This is a genomic window from Belliella aquatica, assembly GCF_014637795.1.
Lineage (GTDB): Bacteria > Bacteroidota > Bacteroidia > Cytophagales > Cyclobacteriaceae > Belliella > Belliella aquatica.
In genome coordinates, this window is sequence record NZ_BMFD01000014.1 from 1 (window position 1) to 17,361 (window position 17,361).

A 17,361-nucleotide genomic window follows, 5' to 3' on the forward strand; every position below is an offset into this window, starting at 1 on the left:
CTTTCTTTTGGTACTAGAAATAGCATATACAAAAAACATAATCTAATATAAAACAAAAAACCCCGTATTTCTACGAGGTTTATGTACCAGGAGCGGGAATCGAACCCGCACGGCCGTGAAGCCACAAGATTTTAAGTCTTGCGTGTCTACCAATTCCACCATCCCGGCTTCACTAGACTAATCTAGCTACTTGTAAACAACAAAGCCCTTCTTCAAGGGCTTTTTGAGCGAGAGACGAGATTCGAACTCGCGACCCCGACCTTGGCAAGGTCGTGCTCTACCAGCTGAGCTACTCTCGCTTTTGTTGACTTCAACCTTTTGTTTCCGTCTTTTGTGTGTGCAAAGGTATATCAGTTTTCTATATTTGCAAAAGGCAAACCCAAAAAAAATCATTTATTTATGAAGATTTCTCCTCCAATATTGATAATCAGTATATTAATTCATCCGACTGGCAAGTAATATTTTCATCAATTCTACTGTGTTTTTGGCATTGAGCTTTTTCAAAATATTTTTCCTGTGTGTATTTACTGTGTTTTTTGCAATATTTAGCTCATTGGCTATTTCTTGAGAATTTAAACCATCAAGAATCATATTGGCAATCATTCTTTCTTTTCTTGTGAGCTTAGAACTCTGTGTAGAAGGATCTCTTTTTGAAACATGGATTTTATCACCGTTGTCGGATGTATAGGAATAACTCCAGTCAAAATTATTGACCTGCGGAGGATTGGCTAGAAGCACAACTATATGCAAGTCAAAAACGACATTTTTGTTTTTGTCAATCAAATAGGGACGAACTTTGCATGCGAACCATTTGACTTCTTTGGTTTTGAAATGAACCCAGCGAACTGTATAAGAAAACTGGAACGTATCCATTTCCTCTCTGGAAATTTCTTGCAACAGGTCAAAGACAATCTTTTGGAATTTAGCTAATTCGGGGACATCATCAGGATGTAACATGGTAAGCACTGCTTCCATACCCTTTTTTCTAAAAAAAGAGCTTGGATAACCAATAATATCTTCCACGTTATCAGTAAAAAAAGCCAAGCTCAAATCTCTATAATCAATGCAGCCGATGATGATGCCTTCTTTCATCCCCATGTTTTGGCTGATCACTTCTAGGTCTTTGAGAAGCTTATCTTCATCAATATCTTCGGTGTTAAACTCCCGTTCTTTCCATTCTATAAAAAAATCTGAAAACTTATTTTGTTCCCTTAATTGATCTTCTAAAAATCCATCCATTTGATAAATATAACTTAAATAACTCGTCCGAATCTAAATACTAATCCACCATTTTGCAATTAATTATCAAGTTTTTTCTTGATCTCATTAAGTTTTATAAGTGCTTCTATTGGCGAGATGGTATTGATATCAATTGTATCCAACATCTGCTTTGCCTCTTTATATTTAGGATCTATTTCGAACAAGGAAAGTTGAAAATTGTTTTTAGGCATGTCCTTCATCTTTTCTTTTTGTTCATTGAGGTCTTTATCTTTCTCTAAATGAACCATGATCTCGGAAGCCCTTAAGACTACTGGATTTGGCATACCGGCCATTTGTGCGACATGAATACCAAAACTGTGTTCGCTGCCACCTTCTTTCAACTTCCGCATGAAGATTACCTTGTTGCCAACCTCTTTGACAGAGACGTTGAAGTTTTTGATTTTAGGGAAATCATCAGCCAATTGATTCAGCTCGTGGTAATGTGTCGCAAATAAAGTTTTTGCTCGTGATTTGGGGTGATTATGGAGAAATTCTACAATCGACCAGGCAATAGAAATCCCATCATAAGTCGATGTTCCACGTCCAATTTCGTCCATCAAGACCAAACTTCGATCCGAAAGATTATTCAAAATACTTGCTGTCTCGGTCATTTCTACCATAAAAGTAGACTCACCTTTTGCCAAATTATCTGATGCACCTACTCTTGTAAATACCTTGTCAATGATGCCAATTCTAGCGTACGATGCGGGAACGAAACTCCCCATCTGTGCCATCAAAACAATCAAGGCAGTCTGTCTCAGCAAAGCTGATTTACCAGCCATGTTTGGTCCTGTGATAATGATAATCTGCTGATTATCGTTGTCCAAATAAATATCGTTGGGAACATAATCTTCGCCGATGGGCAACTGCTTCTCGATCACAGGATGTCTCCCATCTTTGATTTCTAGGGAATCAGTATCTGAGATTTTAGGCTTGCAGTAGTTGTTGCTTTTTGCCACGGAAGCAAAAGAAAGAAGACTATCCACAGTGGCTAAAACTCTTGCATTTTGCTGGATTTGAGCGACGTATTCTGATGCATCCTGTACAAGTGCCAAAAAGTATTTTTGCTCAATGGCAATCATTCTTTCCTCCGCGTTCAAGATTTTTTCTTCGTACTCTTTGAGTTCTGGAGTGATGTAGCGCTCAGCATTGACCAAGGTCTGCTTTCTGATCCACTCTTCTGGTACTTTATCTTTGTGGGAATTGGTAACTTCAAGATAATAGCCAAAGACTTTGTTGAAAGCGATTTTCAAGGACGAAATGCCTGTTCTCTGTACTTCTCGTTGCTGAAGCTGTACCAGATAGTCTTTTCCAGTATTGGCTAGCCCTCTGTATTCATCCAGTTCCGAATCAACACCATCTTTGATGATATTTCCTTGATGGGTAAGCATCGGTGCATCTTCCTGAAGTTCATTCTCAATTTTTTCAAGTAAAAATTCGCAAGGATTGATTTGATCTGCTAGCTTTTTTAGTGAAGCATTGCTTGACTTTCTCAATATTTCCTTGATCGGCAAGGTGTTTTTTAGAGCTTTTTTGAGTTGGTTCATCTCCCTTGGATTGATCCTGCCAACTGCCACTTTGGAAATTAATCGCTCTAAGTCTCCAATATGCTTTAGGTGATTGAGCGTTTCCTCTGAGAGTTCTCTTTGATTGAAAAAATACTCCACGACCTTCAACCGCTCGTCAATCGGTTCTTTTTCTTTCAATGGAAGGACCATCCATTTTTTCATCATTCTGGAACCCATCGGCGTGACGGTATGATCCAAAATTGAAATCAAAGGAATGCCACCATCTTGCTGTGGATAGACGAGTTCAAGATTACGAATGGTGAATTTGTCCAGCCAAACATATTTTTCCTCAGCTATTCGCGATATCGCTGCGATATGCTTGACTTCTTTGTGTTCTGTTTCTTCCAGGTAAAATAGAACAGCCCCAGCCGCAATGATCCCATGCTCCAAATTCTCAATTCCAAAACCCTTGAGGTTATTCGTAGCAAAATGGTTGGTGAGTTTTTCGTAAGTATAGTCAAATTGATATACCCAATCCTCACAGTGAAAAGTTGAGAAATTGTCCTTCAGAATTTCTGCAGCTCTAGATTTTGCTGTTTTCGAATAGATGACTTCTGAAGGGCTAAAGCTCTGAAGGAGTTTTTCGATATAAGACTGAGACCCTTCGGCGCACATAAACTCACCGGTAGAAAGATCTAAAAATGCAATTCCCAAGGTATCTTTTCCAAAATAGATAGAAGCCAGATAGTTGTTTCTTCTTTTGTCAAGGACATTGTCATTGAAAGAAAGGCCTGGAGTCACAAGTTCGGTGACGCCTCTCTTGACGATACCTTTGACTTCTTTAGGATCCTCGAGTTGGTCGCAAATAGCTACGCGATTTCCTGCGCGGACGAGTTTTGGTAGATAGCTGTCAAGAGAGTGATGCGGAAATCCAGCCAACTCAATATGTGATGCAGCTCCATTCGCGCGCTTGGTCAGGACGATATCCAAGACTTTGCTTGCCTTGATTGCATCTTCTCCAAAAGTCTCGTAAAAATCACCCACTCTAAACAGCAACAAAGCACCTGGATGCTTTGCTTTGATGGCATTGTACTGCTTCATCAAGGGTGTTTCTTTTACTTCTGCTACCTTCGCCTTGGCCATATTGTCCCTTTATTAAATCTTTATGCTAATTTTGAATCTGCTTGAAAGCTTGAAATTAAAATATAAAGAAAGGTAAACAAAACTCAATGAAAAAATTAAGCATGGATGAACTCAATCGGCTTTCGGTTGAGGAGTTCAAAGAAGTGAAAAAAAGCCCTCTAGTGATCGTTTTGGATAATATTCGGAGTTTGAACAATGTGGGGTCTTCTTTTCGAACTGCTGACGCTTTTTTGATTGAGAAAATTTATCTCTGCGGGATTACAGGGACACCACCTCACCGAGATATTCAAAAGACAGCCTTGGGAGCGACGGATTCTGTCGCTTGGGAATACAAAAGCAACACGCTTGAAGCAATTGCAGAACTGAAGCAAAACGGATTTGAAATTTGTGCTTTTGAGCAGGTGGACAAAAGTGTGATGTTACACGAATTCCAGCCTAAAGAGGGTAAAAAATATGCATTGGTTTTTGGAAATGAAGTTTTTGGAGTAGAAGAAGAGGTGATCAATGCCTCGGATCATCTTATTGAAATTCCACAGTTAGGCACCAAACATTCATTAAACATCTCTGTCACCTTGGGGATTGGTATTTGGGATTTTATGAGTAAGATGGGCTTGTTGAAATAAAAGAATAAGAGCAGCTATTTTTTAGAATCGTTCTCCACAAGATTTGCAGAAGATAGAATCGATGTCTTGATTTGCAGTTTTACAAACTCGGCAAGTTTTTCTTTCTTTTTTCAATGCTTCTTTATTGGCCATGGTCAATTCAGATGTGACAATACCTGTAGGTACTGCAATAATTGCATAGCCTAGGAGCATGATGATTGATGCCAATAACTTCCCTAATGGTGTATTGGGAGTAATGTCGCCAAAACCTACCGTTGTCAAGGTCACGATCGCCCAATACATTGACATGGCGATACTGGTAAACCCGTTTTCTGGCCCTTCTACTATAAACATCAATGTACCTGTGATCAATACAATGGTTAATACAGTTCCTAAGAAGAGTTGGATTTTTGGTCGGCTAGATTTGAGAGCAGTTTTCAAAACTTCGGCCTCCTTCATGTATCGGCCAAGTTTTAGAATCCTTACCACTCTCAGAAATCTGAGAGCTCTAATCACGACAAAAAATTGTGTTCCAACAAGGAATAGACTCAAATAAGAAGGGATAATGGCAAGAAGATCTACGATCCCATAGAAGCTAAAAATATATCCAAGTTTTTTCTTACTCAGCCAAATTCTCCCAATATATTCTACAGTAAATAAACCAGTTAGGATCCATTCTAATATCAAAAATTCATTGTGGTATTTGGCATACAAACTAGGTTCGGAATCTAAAATCACAACGACTAAACTTGCCATGATCATTACTAAAATGATTAAATCGAAGTTTTTAGAAGCCTTATCATCATGCTCAAAAACGATGTGTGCAAGTCGTGATTTGGAAGGGAAAAGAGACATAATGATTTGGATTTTTTGAGTTTTACTATTTGAAATTATTTATCCCTAGCGGGAGAATGAACTCTCGTTTACTTCGATCATTTCTAATTCAATCAAATATGTGAATGTTTGCCTAAATTATTACAAAAAAATCCTTAAAATCGATCATGGAAATAATAGTGATCTCAGTTGTAGCTTTTCTAGTCTCAATTCTGACTTTTTTTTCTGGGTTTGGTTTGGGGACGATACTTACGCCAGTCTTTATGATTTTCTTTCCTGTCGATTTAGCGATAGCCTTGACTGGAGTTGTTCATTTTTTCAATAACATTTTTAAACTCGTTTTAGTAGGAAAAAATGCTGATAAACAAGTTTTGATCCGATTTGGTATTCCTGCAGTGATTGCTGCATTTGGAGGTTCCTGGGTATTGCTTAATATTACTGATTTGGAGCCATTTTTTACTTACGAGATGTTTGGAAGTACCTTTATGGTAGAACCGGTAAAATTTATCATTTCGATCTTGCTGATCATTTTTGCTTCGATGGATTTGATTCCTTATTTCCAAAAACTACAATTTGGTAGAGAAAAGCTTCCTTTGGGAGGTGCCCTAAGCGGTTTTTTTGGAGGGCTTTCCGGTAATCAAGGCGCATTTAAATCAGCATTTTTAATCAAAGCAGGTTTATCAAAAGAGGCTTTTATTGGAACTGCTGTTGTTGTTTCCACATTTGTAGACTTTACTCGATTGAGTGTTTATGCCACTCGATTTTTACAAACTGATTTGACTAATAATTTTCAATTAGTAGTGATCGCTACTTTATCTGCTATCTCAGGGGCATTTATTGGGAATAAATTATTGAAAAAAGTAACGCTTGAATTCATTCAAGTTTCTGTTGCCATCTTATTGATTTTGGTTTCTATAGCACTTGGTGCAGGCTTAATATGAAAAAATGAAACCAAGCTAAAGGTTTCTATTCAATTGATTTTATTAATTCTAGCTGTTTTTTCAATAGAAAAAATCAATCAATATTTATTTGGATTTAATCTAAATAACATGATATTTGTCCTGTTATTTAAAATTAGTCTTAATAAATGAAAGCGAAACTCTTCCTCTCTCTTTTCCTTTTGGGAGCCTGTGCCTCACCAAAACAATCCGAAATCAAGTCTGAAAAACGTATCATCACTGCTGGCGGAACGATCACGGAAATAGTATCTGAATTAGGTCTTGGTGACTTAATCGTTGCCACTGATATTACTTCTACTTATCCAGCTAAAATGAAAGAATTGCCTTCTATTGGCTACAGAAATCAAATCAAATCTGAAGGAATTCTATCGATGAACCCAGATGTGATTTTGGCTGAGACAGATTATCTGTCTGCTGATGTTGTCGCTCAACTTACTGCCACGGGCATTGAAGTACGATTCTTTGAGAAGCCGACATCAATCGAAGGTACTTTCAGATTGATTTCAGATTTAGCCGATTATTTAGATTTAGCTGAAAAAGGTAAATTGCTTCAAGAGGAAGTAAAAAACGAGCTTTTAGAGTTAGCCCAATTTTTAGAAAAGCAGGAAGTGGTTGAAAAGCCAACAATGCTGTTCATCATGGCTAGGGGTGAAGACATGGTTTTCGTTGGTGGGGATGATACTTTTGCTTCTTCTATTATTCAGCTTGCGGGTTTGCAATCTCCAGTATTGGGTTTCAAAGATTTTATCCCATTGACTCCTGAAGCATTAGCGAAGTTCAATCCTGATTATATTTTATTGTTTGATTCAGGTCTGGCGACGTTGGGGGGTAAAGACGGTTTGACTAAAATCAGAGGAATTGAACAGACCAAGGCCTTCCAAAATGGGAAAATCTTAGCTTATGACGGACTTTTGCTCTCTGGTTTTGGACCTAGAGTAGCAGAAGTAGCATTGGAAATTGCAAAATCAGTCTACCGATGATCAAAACTTTGCAAGCAAGTATTCCCAAAGTAAAACACCGTATACAAAATACAGTACTCCTGTTTTTGGGTATACTTTTGATAGGGGTTGTTTTGCTTTCTGCATCTCTCGGCGCATATCAGATTCCATTGGAATCCGTTGTAGGTGTGCTTTCGAGCAAGCTGGGTTTGGCTTGGGGTTCTTACACTGAGCCTCAATCCCAAGTCTTATTGAATATCAGGTTCCCTAGGATTTTGATGGGAATACTGATAGGAGGAGGACTTGGACTTGCTGGTGCTGCTTTGCAAGGATTATTTAGAAACCCTCTAGTAGAGCCAGGTTTGATAGGTGTTAGCTCTGGCGGTGCTTTCTTTGCTGTAGTTTTTATCGTCTTTGGTGCTGGACTGACTGCCTTGTCACCTTTATTTTCATTGATTGGGTTACCACTCTTTGCATTCTTAGGAGGATTACTCGTCACTTTGTTGGTATACAACATTTCGAGTCACTCAGGAAAAACAGACATCTCTGTTTTGATTTTAGCAGGAGTAGCGATCAATGCGCTGATGGGTGCATTGATTGGTTTGGTTTTATTTTATGCAGATGATGCAGCATTGAGAAATTTCACATTTTGGAGTTTAGGTGACCTTGGCGGTAGCAATTGGTCAAAACTAGGAATTGCTACAATTTTGATTATTCCTGCATTGGCGATGATTATGAGGCTATACCCACAACTCAATGCCATGGCCTTGGGCGAGCGTGAGGCTTATCATATGGGTGTCAATGTTCAATATGTGAAATATGTATTATTCCTTTCATCAGCTTTGATCGTAGGAACTGCAGTATCTCTAAGTGGAACTATAGGTTTTGTCGGCTTGGTGGTCCCGCATCTAATCCGACTTGGTTTTGGTGCAGATCACCGCTTGGTCTTGCCTGGTTCATTTCTTCTAGGAGCCATTCTGCTTTCTACTGCGGATCTATTTGCCAGGAATCTCGTGCGGCCCGCGGAATTACCAATTGGAATCATTACCGCTTTGCTTGGTGCCCCATTTTTTATCTATCTGATTGTCAACTTCAAAAAAGTTAAGTATTAATATGCTACAAGGAAATAACATACACTTCTGCATTACAGACAGACCGATTATAGGTGATGTCAATATCAAACTTGAACCTGGGAAGTTTACCGTAATCATTGGGCCCAATGGTGCAGGCAAATCCACTCTTTTCAAAATTCTATCAGGAGATATTCCCTGTAGTAAAGGGGAAGTCTTGTATAATGGAAAGCCCGTAAATTCATTTTCAAGTCAACAATTAGCGCGCATTCGAGCTGTTATGCCACAGCATAGTTCCGTTTCTTTTCCTTTTTCTGCCTGGGAAGTAGTCGAATTAGGAACACTCAATGCTCCACAAGAATTCGATCAGAAGGAGATCATCGAGGTTATGAAAAAACTTCAAATCTGGCATTTGAGAGACAGGTCTTACAATCTGCTTTCGGGAGGCGAAAAACAACGTGTGCAGTTAGGAAGAGTGCTTATACAAATCTGGAAAAAGCAAGCTTTCCCTAGATATTTACTTTTAGATGAGCCCATTTCTAGTATGGATGTGTCTTTACAACATTTGGTTTTAGACCTTCTCAATGAGTTGAAGACAAGAAATATTGGTGTTTTGTCTGTATTACATGACTTAAGTCTTGTAGGAAATTATGCAGATGAAGTCATTATGATGAAAAATGGGAATGTCTCTTTTCAAGGAAATGTCGCTGATGTTTTTACCAGCTACAATCTTGAGTTTTTGTTTGGCTATCCTATTCAAGTAAGAAAATTCAATGATGGGCCGGGACTTTTGGTTCATAGTCTCCCACTACATCACATAAATCATAGATTATCACAAGTACAATAAACATATGGAAACTACAATTTTGAATCAAGTAAGCACGCTCAAAATGGCTTGGGAAAAACTGAAAGTTGAGCAACCAAATTTAAGAATCAGAGATGCAGCCATCCAACTTGGTGTATCTGAGGCTGAGCTTTTAGCCTCTCAACTTGGAGAGTCAGTTACCATTTTGAAGTCAGATTGGCCAGAAATTTTGGTAGAGTTCAAAAAGCTTGGAAAAGTAATGTCTCTTTGCAGGAGTAATGGATGTGTATTGGAACACAAAGGAAACTTTCAAAAAATTACGATTGATGGAAAAGCACCTCATCAAATGGCAACGGTAATTGGGCCAATTGAGCAAAGGATCTTTTTTTCAGCTTGGAAATTTGGATTTGCAGTTGAAAATGAGACTCCAAGAGGTGTCATGAGAAGCTTTCAGTTTTTTGATAAAGCTGGGACTGCGATTTTGAAAGTCTATCTACAGGATGATACAAAAGTTGATATTTTTAATCAGCTCGTGTTGGCTTACCGTTCCGAAAATCAGGAACAAGATTTGCAAATTGAGGAATTTGCTAAGCCTGAATATGCCAAGACGATCGATATGGATGCGTTCACCCATGATTGGGAAAACATGAAAGATACCCATGATTTCTTTGGGATGCTTCGGAAGTATAATGTGCATAGACTAGATGCTGTGAAGTGGATTGATGATCGATGGGCGCATGAAGTGGATCGACTTTCTGCACGTAAAATCGTCGAAACTGCCTCAGCATCGCAGTTGCCAATCATGATTTTTGCGGGAAATAGAGGGAATATTCAAATTCACCAAGGGAAAGTAAAAACGATTAGGCAAATGGGAGATTGGCTCAATGTATTGGATCCTCAATTCAATATGCATCTAAATGAGGATTTGATAGCACATGCATTTGTTGTGCATAAACAAACTGAAGATGGTTTGGTCTCTTCGTTGGAATTATTTGATAAGGAAGGGGAAATGATCGCTCAATTTTTTGGATTGAGAAAACCTGGATTGCCGCAATTGCCTGCTTGGAGAGCCTTGATAGATAGTTTGTAAAGTCAGCTTGCAGGGAGGAAACTCCCTGCAAAAAAAAATTTTAAGTTTATGATTAGATTTAATCTAAATAAAATTAGTATTCTCTTTTTTCTCCTTTTAAGTGAGGTGTCCTTTGGCTTTAGTATGCAAGAGGAGAAGAAGATTATTGATTCATCAGGCAAACCTATTCCGCATGCTTTAGTCAAATTAGAAGGTCAGAAGGCACTTTTAGTGGATGAGAGAGGAATGGTATCCTTGGATCAAACAGCAGAAAAAATCATTGTGTATGCCATGGGTTTTGAAAGCTTACAATTGACTTGGGAAGAGTGGGAGAGCAAGAACTTAATTACATTATTGGAGAAAACTGGAAACCTTCAAGAAGTAGTGGTCTCTGCTACACGGACGGAGAGAAGTGTTGAACAATTGCCTATGCCTGTTACAGTTTTGAATACAGAGCAAATTCAAAATACAGGGGGAGTTCGCTTGTCAGAAGTATTGCGTGAGCAAACTGGTCTTCAGATCACTTCCAATCATGGGTCTGGCTTACAAATGCAAGGTTTGGATTCAGATTATATTCTGATTCTGTTAGATGGAGAACCCTTGATAGGTCGAACGGCCGGTACGTTTGATTTAGACCGTATTTCAGTGTCAAATATCGATCGAATAGAAATCTTGAGAGGTCCATCAAGCGCTATCTATGGCAGTGAGGCCATGGGTGGAGTCATCAATATCATCACCAAATCCTATCAGAATAAATCAGATCTGACGCTTGGACTTCGACACCGCTCTTTCAATACCTGGAATCCGTATTTCGAGTTAGGGGTTGGGAAAGATAAATGGAGTACTCAAATTTTCTTAGATCATCTTCAAACTGATGGTTTTGATCTTACGCCTGAGATTGTGGGACAGACTCAAAACCCTTACCAAGCATCTACAGCGCAGGTTAAGGTTTCTGGGATACTTTCTGAGAAATTCACGCTCAACTTATTTGCAAGAGGCTATGGTGAAAATTCGCAAGGTATTCTCCAAACAAATGGAAATGCTGGTGCAGAAATACTCGACTTAGATAACCGAAGGAGGGATTTTAATTTCAATCCTACCTTGCGATTCAAGCCAAATGCAGAGTGGACATTTACACTTAGAGGAATGAGCTCTTGGTTTTCGACCTTGTCTCAGTCAAACTTCAGAACCAGCGGAGAAATATTTGAATTTCAAGAGTTCGATCAATTTTTCCATCGGACAGAATTGCAAACCGATTTTATGGCTAACTCCAAGAACTTAATCACGCTTGGTGTAGGACAATTGATTGAGACTGTAGAGGCCACAAGATATGATGATTTGAACCGATTCGATGCAGGATATATTTTTTTGCAGCATCTCTGGGATCCAATTCCCAAAGTAAATATTGTCACTGGCTTAAGGGCTGATTTTCATAGCCAATTCGGGAATAGACTTAGTCCAAAAATCTCTGGTCAATATCAAATATCAGATAACTTCAGTTGGCAAGCATCGATTGGAGCAGGATTCAAGGCTCCTGATTTCCGTCATTTACTTCTGAATTTCAATAATGCTGCGGCTGGCTATTATGTGTTTGGAGCAAACTTGGCTGCTGATGGGATTTCAAGACTTCAAGAGCAGGGCTTAGTTGCTCAAGTTTTAATCAATCCTGCGTCAATAGGTCAGTTGAATGCTGAAACATCAAGAGCGATCAACACAGGTTTCCGGTGGAAACCAAGTTCTAATAGCCAAGTGATTGTAAATGCCTATCGCAATGAAATAGACAATTTGATTGAAACCGCACCTATTGCCCAGCTGGTCACAGGTCAGAATGCATTCTCTTATTTCAATATCAGAAGTGTCATCACGCAAGGTTTGGAAGTAGATGCACAGGTCAGCCTGTTAGAAAACCTAAGCTTGAGCGCTGGATATGCCTTTTTAGATACCAAAGACTTGGAAGTGATTCAGCAAATAGAAAACGGGGAGCTTTTCAAGAGAAATGCACAAAATCAAACGCGCAGAGTCACTAGGTCGGATTATGGTGGACTATTCAATAGAAGTCGGCATACTGGAAATTTGAAGGTCAATTATCGGGAGAAGCATTCAGATATTGACTTCGCTTTGAGAGCAATTTTCAGAGGCAAATTCGGATTTGCAGATCTCAATGGGAATCTAATCCTCGATGATGAAAGAGAGTTTGCCCCTGGCTGGATTAGCTACAACATCACTGCCTCCAAGACTTTCGGTAATGGGATATTTCTCGAAGCAGGAGGAACGAATCTTCTCAATACCATGACCGCGGCCCAGCCTAATAATCCGGGGAGAGTATTATTTCTCGGAATTAAATTACCAATTCTTAACCTTTTAAATAAATAAATTAAATGAAAACTATCCAAAAATTAATCTTTACAACTAGCATTGCTGCATTCCTCTTTTCTTGTGATAATACGGATGACTTGACACCTACACTTCCGTTGGAAGTCACCATGGTAGAAGATTTGGCCGCACCAAACGACGAAATAGATCGTACCACAGGTGAAGTGGTGGTTGCACGTCCTTTCCAGTTTTTTAGTTTGGAGCGAAATGAACTCGTGACTGAAAATGAAGACTGGGATTTGGCCTTCAAAGGAACAACCATACGCGTGAACAACACAAAAAACGTGGAGGCTGCAATAGTCAATGGTATTTTCGAAGAGATAAGCGAGGTTCCTGCTAATGCTACTTTTAGAACGGATTCTGAGAATACTTTTGCTATTCCAACAGGAAGTGGAAGTGGCTGGTATAATTATAATTCCGCAACGTTTACAGTGACGCCAATTCCTGGAAGAGTGATTTTGGTGAAAACTACAGAAGGGAATTTCCTTAAGCTAGAAATTTTAAGCTATTACAAGGGCAATCCACCTGTAGAAGAAATCAATCCAAGAACAACACCAAGTGGCTATTATACATTCAGGTTTGTGCTTCAAACAAACGGGACTTCTAAATTTTAACCGATAGGTGTTATTGATATTCATTAGAGCGAGCACGCTAAATATTTAATGAAATTTAAAAAGGAAGCTCTTTTGGGCTTCCTTTTTAAATTAGGTGCAAATGATGTTTTTGTACTTAACAAATGTGTGAATAAATCAAAATTATTCCTTTTGCTTACCGAAATAGCAAGACTGTTTAGTAATTTAGCCTTATGGTGTACAATTGGAAGATCAGAGAGAAAGCAGAGGAAGAAAACGTGACTTCCCTGAGTAGTGAGATCAATGTGAACACGACGCTTGCTAATATGCTGGTCAATAGAGGCGTGAGTACTTTTCAGAGGGCGAAAGATTATTTTAGACCAGATCTAGACAAGCTGCATGATCCATTTTTGATGCAGGACATGGACAAGGCTGTGGACCGTTTGATTGAAGCCATAGCTGCGGAAGAGAAGATATTAATCTATGGGGATTATGATGTGGATGGAACCACTTCAGTGGCCTTGGTGTATGGATATTTAAGTCAGTTTTATAAGCATCTGGAATTTTATATCCCTGATCGCTACAAAGAAGGTTATGGAATATCAGAACGAGGAGTAAGATATGCCGCAGAGAATAACTTTAAGCTGATCATTTCCTTGGATTGTGGGATTAAAGCAATAGAAAAAGTCAGTCTTGGAAAAGAGCTTGGGGTAGATTTCGTCATTTGTGATCACCACACCCCAGGAGATACTTTGCCACCCGCAGTTGCGATTTTGGACCCAAAGCGGAACGATTGTGCCTATCCCTACAAAGAGCTCAGTGGCTGTGGTGTAGGTTTCAAATTGATCCAAGGTTACGCCCAAAAAACAGGGAAAGATGCGGCACAAGTTATTTCATACCTTGATCTTTTGGCTATAAGCATTGCAGCAGATATTGTTCCGATTACCGGAGAAAATAGAATCCTGACTTTTTATGGTTTGGAACGTTTAAATAATAACCCAAGACCGGGTATCAAAGCCTTGATTCTTAAGAGTAGAATAGAAAAAGAAATAGAAATCTCTGATATTGTCTTCAAGATCGGTCCGAGAATCAATGCTTCGGGAAGGCTCGAACATGCCAAAGCCTCAGTAGAATTGCTTATTGCGAAAGATTTGGATGATGCCATGAAACAGGCCGAAGCTGTGGACACGGTGAATGCTGCAAGGAAAAATTTCGATGAAAATATCACGAGAGAAGCTTTGCAGATGATCGAAGAGCAGGATAGCGTAGTACAGATGAAATCAACAGTGCTCTACAAAGAAGATTGGCACAAAGGTGTGATTGGAATCGTAGCTTCTAGATGTATTGAAAAATATTATCGACCAACAATTATCCTTACTGAATCCAACAATAAGGCTACTGGGAGTGCGCGATCGGTTTATGATTTCAATATCTACGATGCAATCAGTGAATGTAGTGAGCTTTTGGAACAATTTGGAGGTCATAAATATGCTGCAGGACTTACCATGGCTGTAGATAAAGTCGCTGCATTTCAGCAAAAGTTTGAAGAAGTAGTAAGTGCTCGGATTCAAGATGTTCACATGATGCCAGTCTTGGAAATTGATGACGAGATTCTATTAGATCAAATCAATTACAAATTTTACAATATCTTAAAACAAATGGCGCCTTTTGGACCAGGGAATCCTGAGCCGATATTTTATGCCAATCAAGTCTATGCGGAGGATGTGCGGATATTGAAAGAAAAACATCTTCGTTTCAATGTCGTTCAGAATGGTCAGGTTACAAAACCAGTTTGTATTGCTTTTGGCATGGCAGACCGCACCAAATACGAAGACGAAATCGTTTACAAAATGCTCAAGCAAAAGATGAGGTTTGATCTTGCATTTGAAATCCGAGAGAATACCTTCAGAAATAATAGTAGCTTGCAACTTTATATCAAAGACATAAAATTTGATTAAATATGATGATTTTAAAGGCAGATAACCTTGTCAAAATTTATAAAGGCAGGAAAGTAGTTAACAATATATCTGTGGAGGTGAAGCAGGGAGAGATTGTTGGCCTTCTTGGTCCTAATGGAGCAGGAAAGACAACCTCTTTTTACATGATTGTAGGTTTGATTCAGCCCAACGAAGGGCAGATTTTTTTGGATGAAAGAAATATCACCACACTTCCGATGTATAAAAGAGCCCAACTAGGAATAGGTTATTTGGCACAAGAAGCATCTGTTTTTAGGAAACTTTCTGTTGAGGAAAATATCATGGCCGTCCTTGAAATGACCAACATGAAAAAAGCTGAAAGAAAGGAGAAGGTAGACAGCTTGCTTGAAGAGTTTTCTTTGACGCACGTACGTAAAAACCTCGGTATGGTGCTTTCAGGTGGAGAAAGAAGAAGAACAGAAATTGCTCGAGCTTTGGCAGTTGATCCTAAGTTTGTGCTTTTGGATGAGCCTTTTGCAGGGGTGGACCCGATAGCGGTTGAAGAGATTCAAACGATTGTTGCCAAACTGAAAACAAAGAATATTGGAATACTTATCACCGATCACAATGTCAACGAAACCCTATCGATTACCGACAGGGCTTATTTGATGTTTGAAGGTCAATTACTGAAAGCGGGAACTGCCGAGGAGCTTGCTGCTGATGAACAGGTAAGGAGAGTTTATCTTGGTCAAAATTTTGAGTTGAAACGTAAAGTATTTAATTAATGGAAGTGGTCAATTCTTTTATGACCTGGATTTTCAAGAATCGCATTGGTCAGATCAATAATTTTAAAGAAAATCCGATAGAGGTTCAGGAAGAAATATTATTTGAACTTATCCATGATGCCAAGAGGACTGAGTTTGGTAAAAAACATAATTTTTCACAAATCAAGAACTATAGTGACTTTGCGGCTCAGGTTCCGATTCATGACTATGAGCAAATGAAACCTTACATAGAGAAGACTATGGAAGGTCATCAAAATACGATTTGGAAAACAGAGATTGAGTGGTTTTCGAAGTCCTCGGGTACAACCGCAAGTAGAAGTAAGTACATCCCTGTTTCTCAGGAATCTTTGGAAGAATGCCATTTCAAAGGGGGAAAAGACATGATTACCTTGTATGTGAATAACTACCCTGATAGCAAGCTTTTTTCTGGTAAAGCCTTGACCATAGGAGGAAGTCTTGCGCCTAATCCAATTTCTCCAAAATTGGAGAGTAAAGTGGGAGATATTTCTGCTGTAATCACTCAAAATCTCCCAATTTGGGTTCAGATGGCGAGAACTCCTCAATTGAATGTGGCACTGATGGAAGAGTGGGAGGCCAAAATTGAAAGAATGGCATTGGAAGTGATGAATGAAAATGTCACGAGTATCTCGGGGGTGCCTACTTGGACGATAGTCTTGTTGCAAAGAGTGATGGAATTGAAAGGAGCAAAGCATATTCTTGAAGTATGGCCAAACTTGGAGGTGTTCTTCCATGGAGCGGTAGCTTTTGGTCCATACAGAGCCCTCTTCAAAGAATTGATCCCTTCAGAAAAAATGCGTTATATGGAGACATACAATGCCTCAGAAGGGTTTTTTGGCATTCAAGATCAAAAAGACTCAGATGAATTGCTTCTGATGTTGGATTATGGAATTTTTTATGAATTCATCCCTATGGAAGAGTGGGAAAGTGAAAACCCAAAAGTCATTCCTCTTTGTGATGTCGAGAAGGATAAAAACTACGCCATATTGATTTCTACCAATGCAGGACTTTGGAGATACAAAATCGGTGATACTGTAAAATTCACAAATACGAGTCCTTACAGGATCAAAATCTCTGGGAGAACAAAGCACTTTATCAATGCTTTCGGAGAGGAAGTGATTGTTGAAAACGCAGAGAAAGCAGTCCAAATTGCAGCCGAAAAAACACATTCAATTATCACGAATTTTACAGCTGCGCCTGTTTATTTTGATGGTGCAAAATCTAAAGGTGCACATGAATGGATTATCGAATTCAAGACATTGCCTCAGGATGAACAAGAATTTGTGAATATTCTTGATGCCTCTTTAAGAGAAATAAATTCTGACTATGACGCCAAGCGATACAAGGATATGGCTTTGACTTTACCAAAAGTTCATTTGGTGTCTGAGGGGATTTTTGAGTCGTGGATGCGCTCAAGGGGAAAATTAGGTGGTCAAAACAAGGTGCCAAGACTTTCAAATACGCGAGAGCATATAGATGAAATATTGAAGCTACTTGATTGATTTTTTG

14 protein-coding genes and 2 tRNA genes are annotated in these 17,361 nt (G+C 39.0%); 11 read left to right on the forward strand and 5 right to left on the reverse strand.

Translation table 11 applies throughout. The features are described from left to right. Positions 1-84: 84 nt before the first annotated feature. The 4 genes from IEV57_RS15355 to mutS all read right to left on the reverse strand — a co-directional run bounded on the left by IEV57_RS15355 (position 85) and on the right by mutS (position 3,911). Positions 85-168 (reverse strand) — tRNA-Leu (locus IEV57_RS15355). A 58-nt stretch (positions 169-226) separates the two neighbouring features. After that, positions 227-299: transfer RNA gene (locus tag IEV57_RS15360), tRNA-Gly, on the reverse strand. A 136-nt stretch (positions 300-435) separates the two neighbouring features. Further along, complete coding sequence (locus tag IEV57_RS15365) at positions 436-1,239, reverse strand: helix-turn-helix transcriptional regulator (RefSeq protein ID WP_188443934.1); 804 nt, start codon at positions 1,237-1,239, stop codon at positions 436-438. 59 nt (positions 1,240-1,298) lie between these two features. Then, positions 1,299-3,911: a DNA mismatch repair protein MutS gene (mutS, locus tag IEV57_RS15370; protein WP_188443935.1), complete on the reverse strand. Its 2,613-nt coding sequence runs from the start codon at positions 3,909-3,911 to the stop codon at positions 1,299-1,301. 86 nt (positions 3,912-3,997) lie between these two features. Between mutS and IEV57_RS15375 the strand changes: the two genes are divergently transcribed. Continuing rightward, on the forward strand, positions 3,998-4,534 hold the full coding sequence (locus tag IEV57_RS15375; protein WP_229744536.1) for an RNA methyltransferase: 537 nt from the start codon (positions 3,998-4,000) through the stop codon (positions 4,532-4,534). A 21-nt stretch (positions 4,535-4,555) separates the two neighbouring features. Here the strand turns inward: IEV57_RS15375 and IEV57_RS15380 are convergent, their stop codons facing one another. Beyond that, complete coding sequence (locus IEV57_RS15380) at positions 4,556-5,368, reverse strand: ion transporter (protein WP_188443936.1); 813 nt, start codon at positions 5,366-5,368, stop codon at positions 4,556-4,558. A 146-nt stretch (positions 5,369-5,514) separates the two neighbouring features. On the opposite strand from IEV57_RS15380, the gene IEV57_RS15385 reads away from it, so the two are divergent. From IEV57_RS15385 to IEV57_RS15430, 10 genes are all read left to right on the forward strand, one after another. Continuing rightward, a complete protein-coding gene (locus IEV57_RS15385; protein ID WP_188443937.1) occupies positions 5,515-6,288 on the forward strand; it encodes a sulfite exporter TauE/SafE family protein in 774 nt (257 codons plus the stop codon). Positions 6,289-6,434: 146 nt separating this feature from the next. Next, positions 6,435-7,286 carry a heme/hemin ABC transporter substrate-binding protein gene (locus IEV57_RS15390; protein WP_188443938.1) on the forward strand — a complete coding sequence of 284 codons (852 nt, stop codon included), beginning with the start codon at positions 6,435-6,437 and terminating at the stop codon, positions 7,284-7,286. Further along, entirely contained in the window at positions 7,283-8,356 is a 1,074-nt protein-coding gene (locus IEV57_RS15395) for a FecCD family ABC transporter permease (protein ID WP_188443939.1), read from the forward strand. Before IEV57_RS15390 ends, IEV57_RS15395 begins: the two co-directional genes overlap by 4 nt. 1 nt (position 8,357) lies before the next feature. Then, positions 8,358-9,161 carry a heme ABC transporter ATP-binding protein gene (locus IEV57_RS15400; protein ID WP_188443940.1) on the forward strand — a complete coding sequence of 268 codons (804 nt, stop codon included), beginning with the start codon at positions 8,358-8,360 and terminating at the stop codon, positions 9,159-9,161. 4 nt (positions 9,162-9,165) lie between these two features. After that, positions 9,166-10,209 carry a hemin-degrading factor gene (locus IEV57_RS15405; protein WP_188443941.1) on the forward strand — a complete coding sequence of 348 codons (1,044 nt, stop codon included), beginning with the start codon at positions 9,166-9,168 and terminating at the stop codon, positions 10,207-10,209. Positions 10,210-10,257: 48 nt separating this feature from the next. Beyond that, positions 10,258-12,561, forward strand: a complete 2,304-nt coding sequence (locus IEV57_RS15410) for a TonB-dependent receptor plug domain-containing protein (RefSeq protein ID WP_188443942.1) — start codon at positions 10,258-10,260, stop codon at positions 12,559-12,561. Positions 12,562-12,566: 5 nt separating this feature from the next. After that, a complete protein-coding gene (locus IEV57_RS15415) occupies positions 12,567-13,175 on the forward strand; it encodes an HmuY family protein (protein WP_188443943.1) in 609 nt (202 codons plus the stop codon). A gap of 191 nt (positions 13,176-13,366) precedes the next feature. After that, positions 13,367-15,091 carry a single-stranded-DNA-specific exonuclease RecJ gene (gene recJ / locus IEV57_RS15420; protein ID WP_188443944.1) on the forward strand — a complete coding sequence of 575 codons (1,725 nt, stop codon included), beginning with the start codon at positions 13,367-13,369 and terminating at the stop codon, positions 15,089-15,091. Between the two features lie 5 nt (positions 15,092-15,096). After that, entirely contained in the window at positions 15,097-15,834 is a 738-nt protein-coding gene (lptB, locus tag IEV57_RS15425; RefSeq protein ID WP_188444023.1) for an LPS export ABC transporter ATP-binding protein, read from the forward strand. Further along, entirely contained in the window at positions 15,834-17,354 is a 1,521-nt protein-coding gene (locus tag IEV57_RS15430; RefSeq protein WP_188443945.1) for a GH3 auxin-responsive promoter family protein, read from the forward strand. Before lptB ends, IEV57_RS15430 begins: the two co-directional genes overlap by 1 nt. Positions 17,355-17,361 lie beyond the last annotated feature (7 nt).

Excerpts from the sequence above, each read along its gene's own strand:
- IEV57_RS15365 (WP_188443934.1), bottom strand. The coding sequence starts at position 1,239 with ATGGATGGATTTTTAGAAGATCAATTAAGGGAACAAAATAAGTTTTCA.
- IEV57_RS15430 (WP_188443945.1), top strand. The coding sequence starts at position 15,834 with ATGGAAGTGGTCAATTCTTTTATGACCTGGATTTTCAAGAATCGCATT.
- lptB (WP_188444023.1), top strand. The coding sequence starts at position 15,097 with ATGATTTTAAAGGCAGATAACCTTGTCAAAATTTATAAAGGCAGGAAA.
- IEV57_RS15405 (WP_188443941.1), top strand. The coding sequence starts at position 9,166 with ATGGAAACTACAATTTTGAATCAAGTAAGCACGCTCAAAATGGCTTGG.
- IEV57_RS15410 (WP_188443942.1), top strand. The coding sequence starts at position 10,258 with ATGATTAGATTTAATCTAAATAAAATTAGTATTCTCTTTTTTCTCCTT.
- IEV57_RS15380 (WP_188443936.1), bottom strand. The coding sequence starts at position 5,368 with ATGTCTCTTTTCCCTTCCAAATCACGACTTGCACACATCGTTTTTGAG.
- mutS (WP_188443935.1), bottom strand. The coding sequence starts at position 3,911 with ATGGCCAAGGCGAAGGTAGCAGAAGTAAAAGAAACACCCTTGATGAAG.
- IEV57_RS15400 (WP_188443940.1), top strand. The coding sequence starts at position 8,358 with ATGCTACAAGGAAATAACATACACTTCTGCATTACAGACAGACCGATT.
- IEV57_RS15415 (WP_188443943.1), top strand. The coding sequence starts at position 12,567 with ATGAAAACTATCCAAAAATTAATCTTTACAACTAGCATTGCTGCATTC.
- IEV57_RS15385 (WP_188443937.1), top strand. The coding sequence starts at position 5,515 with ATGGAAATAATAGTGATCTCAGTTGTAGCTTTTCTAGTCTCAATTCTG.
- recJ (WP_188443944.1), top strand. The coding sequence starts at position 13,367 with ATGGTGTACAATTGGAAGATCAGAGAGAAAGCAGAGGAAGAAAACGTG.
- IEV57_RS15375 (WP_229744536.1), top strand. The coding sequence starts at position 3,998 with ATGAAAAAATTAAGCATGGATGAACTCAATCGGCTTTCGGTTGAGGAG.
- IEV57_RS15395 (WP_188443939.1), top strand. The coding sequence starts at position 7,283 with ATGATCAAAACTTTGCAAGCAAGTATTCCCAAAGTAAAACACCGTATA.
- IEV57_RS15390 (WP_188443938.1), top strand. The coding sequence starts at position 6,435 with ATGAAAGCGAAACTCTTCCTCTCTCTTTTCCTTTTGGGAGCCTGTGCC.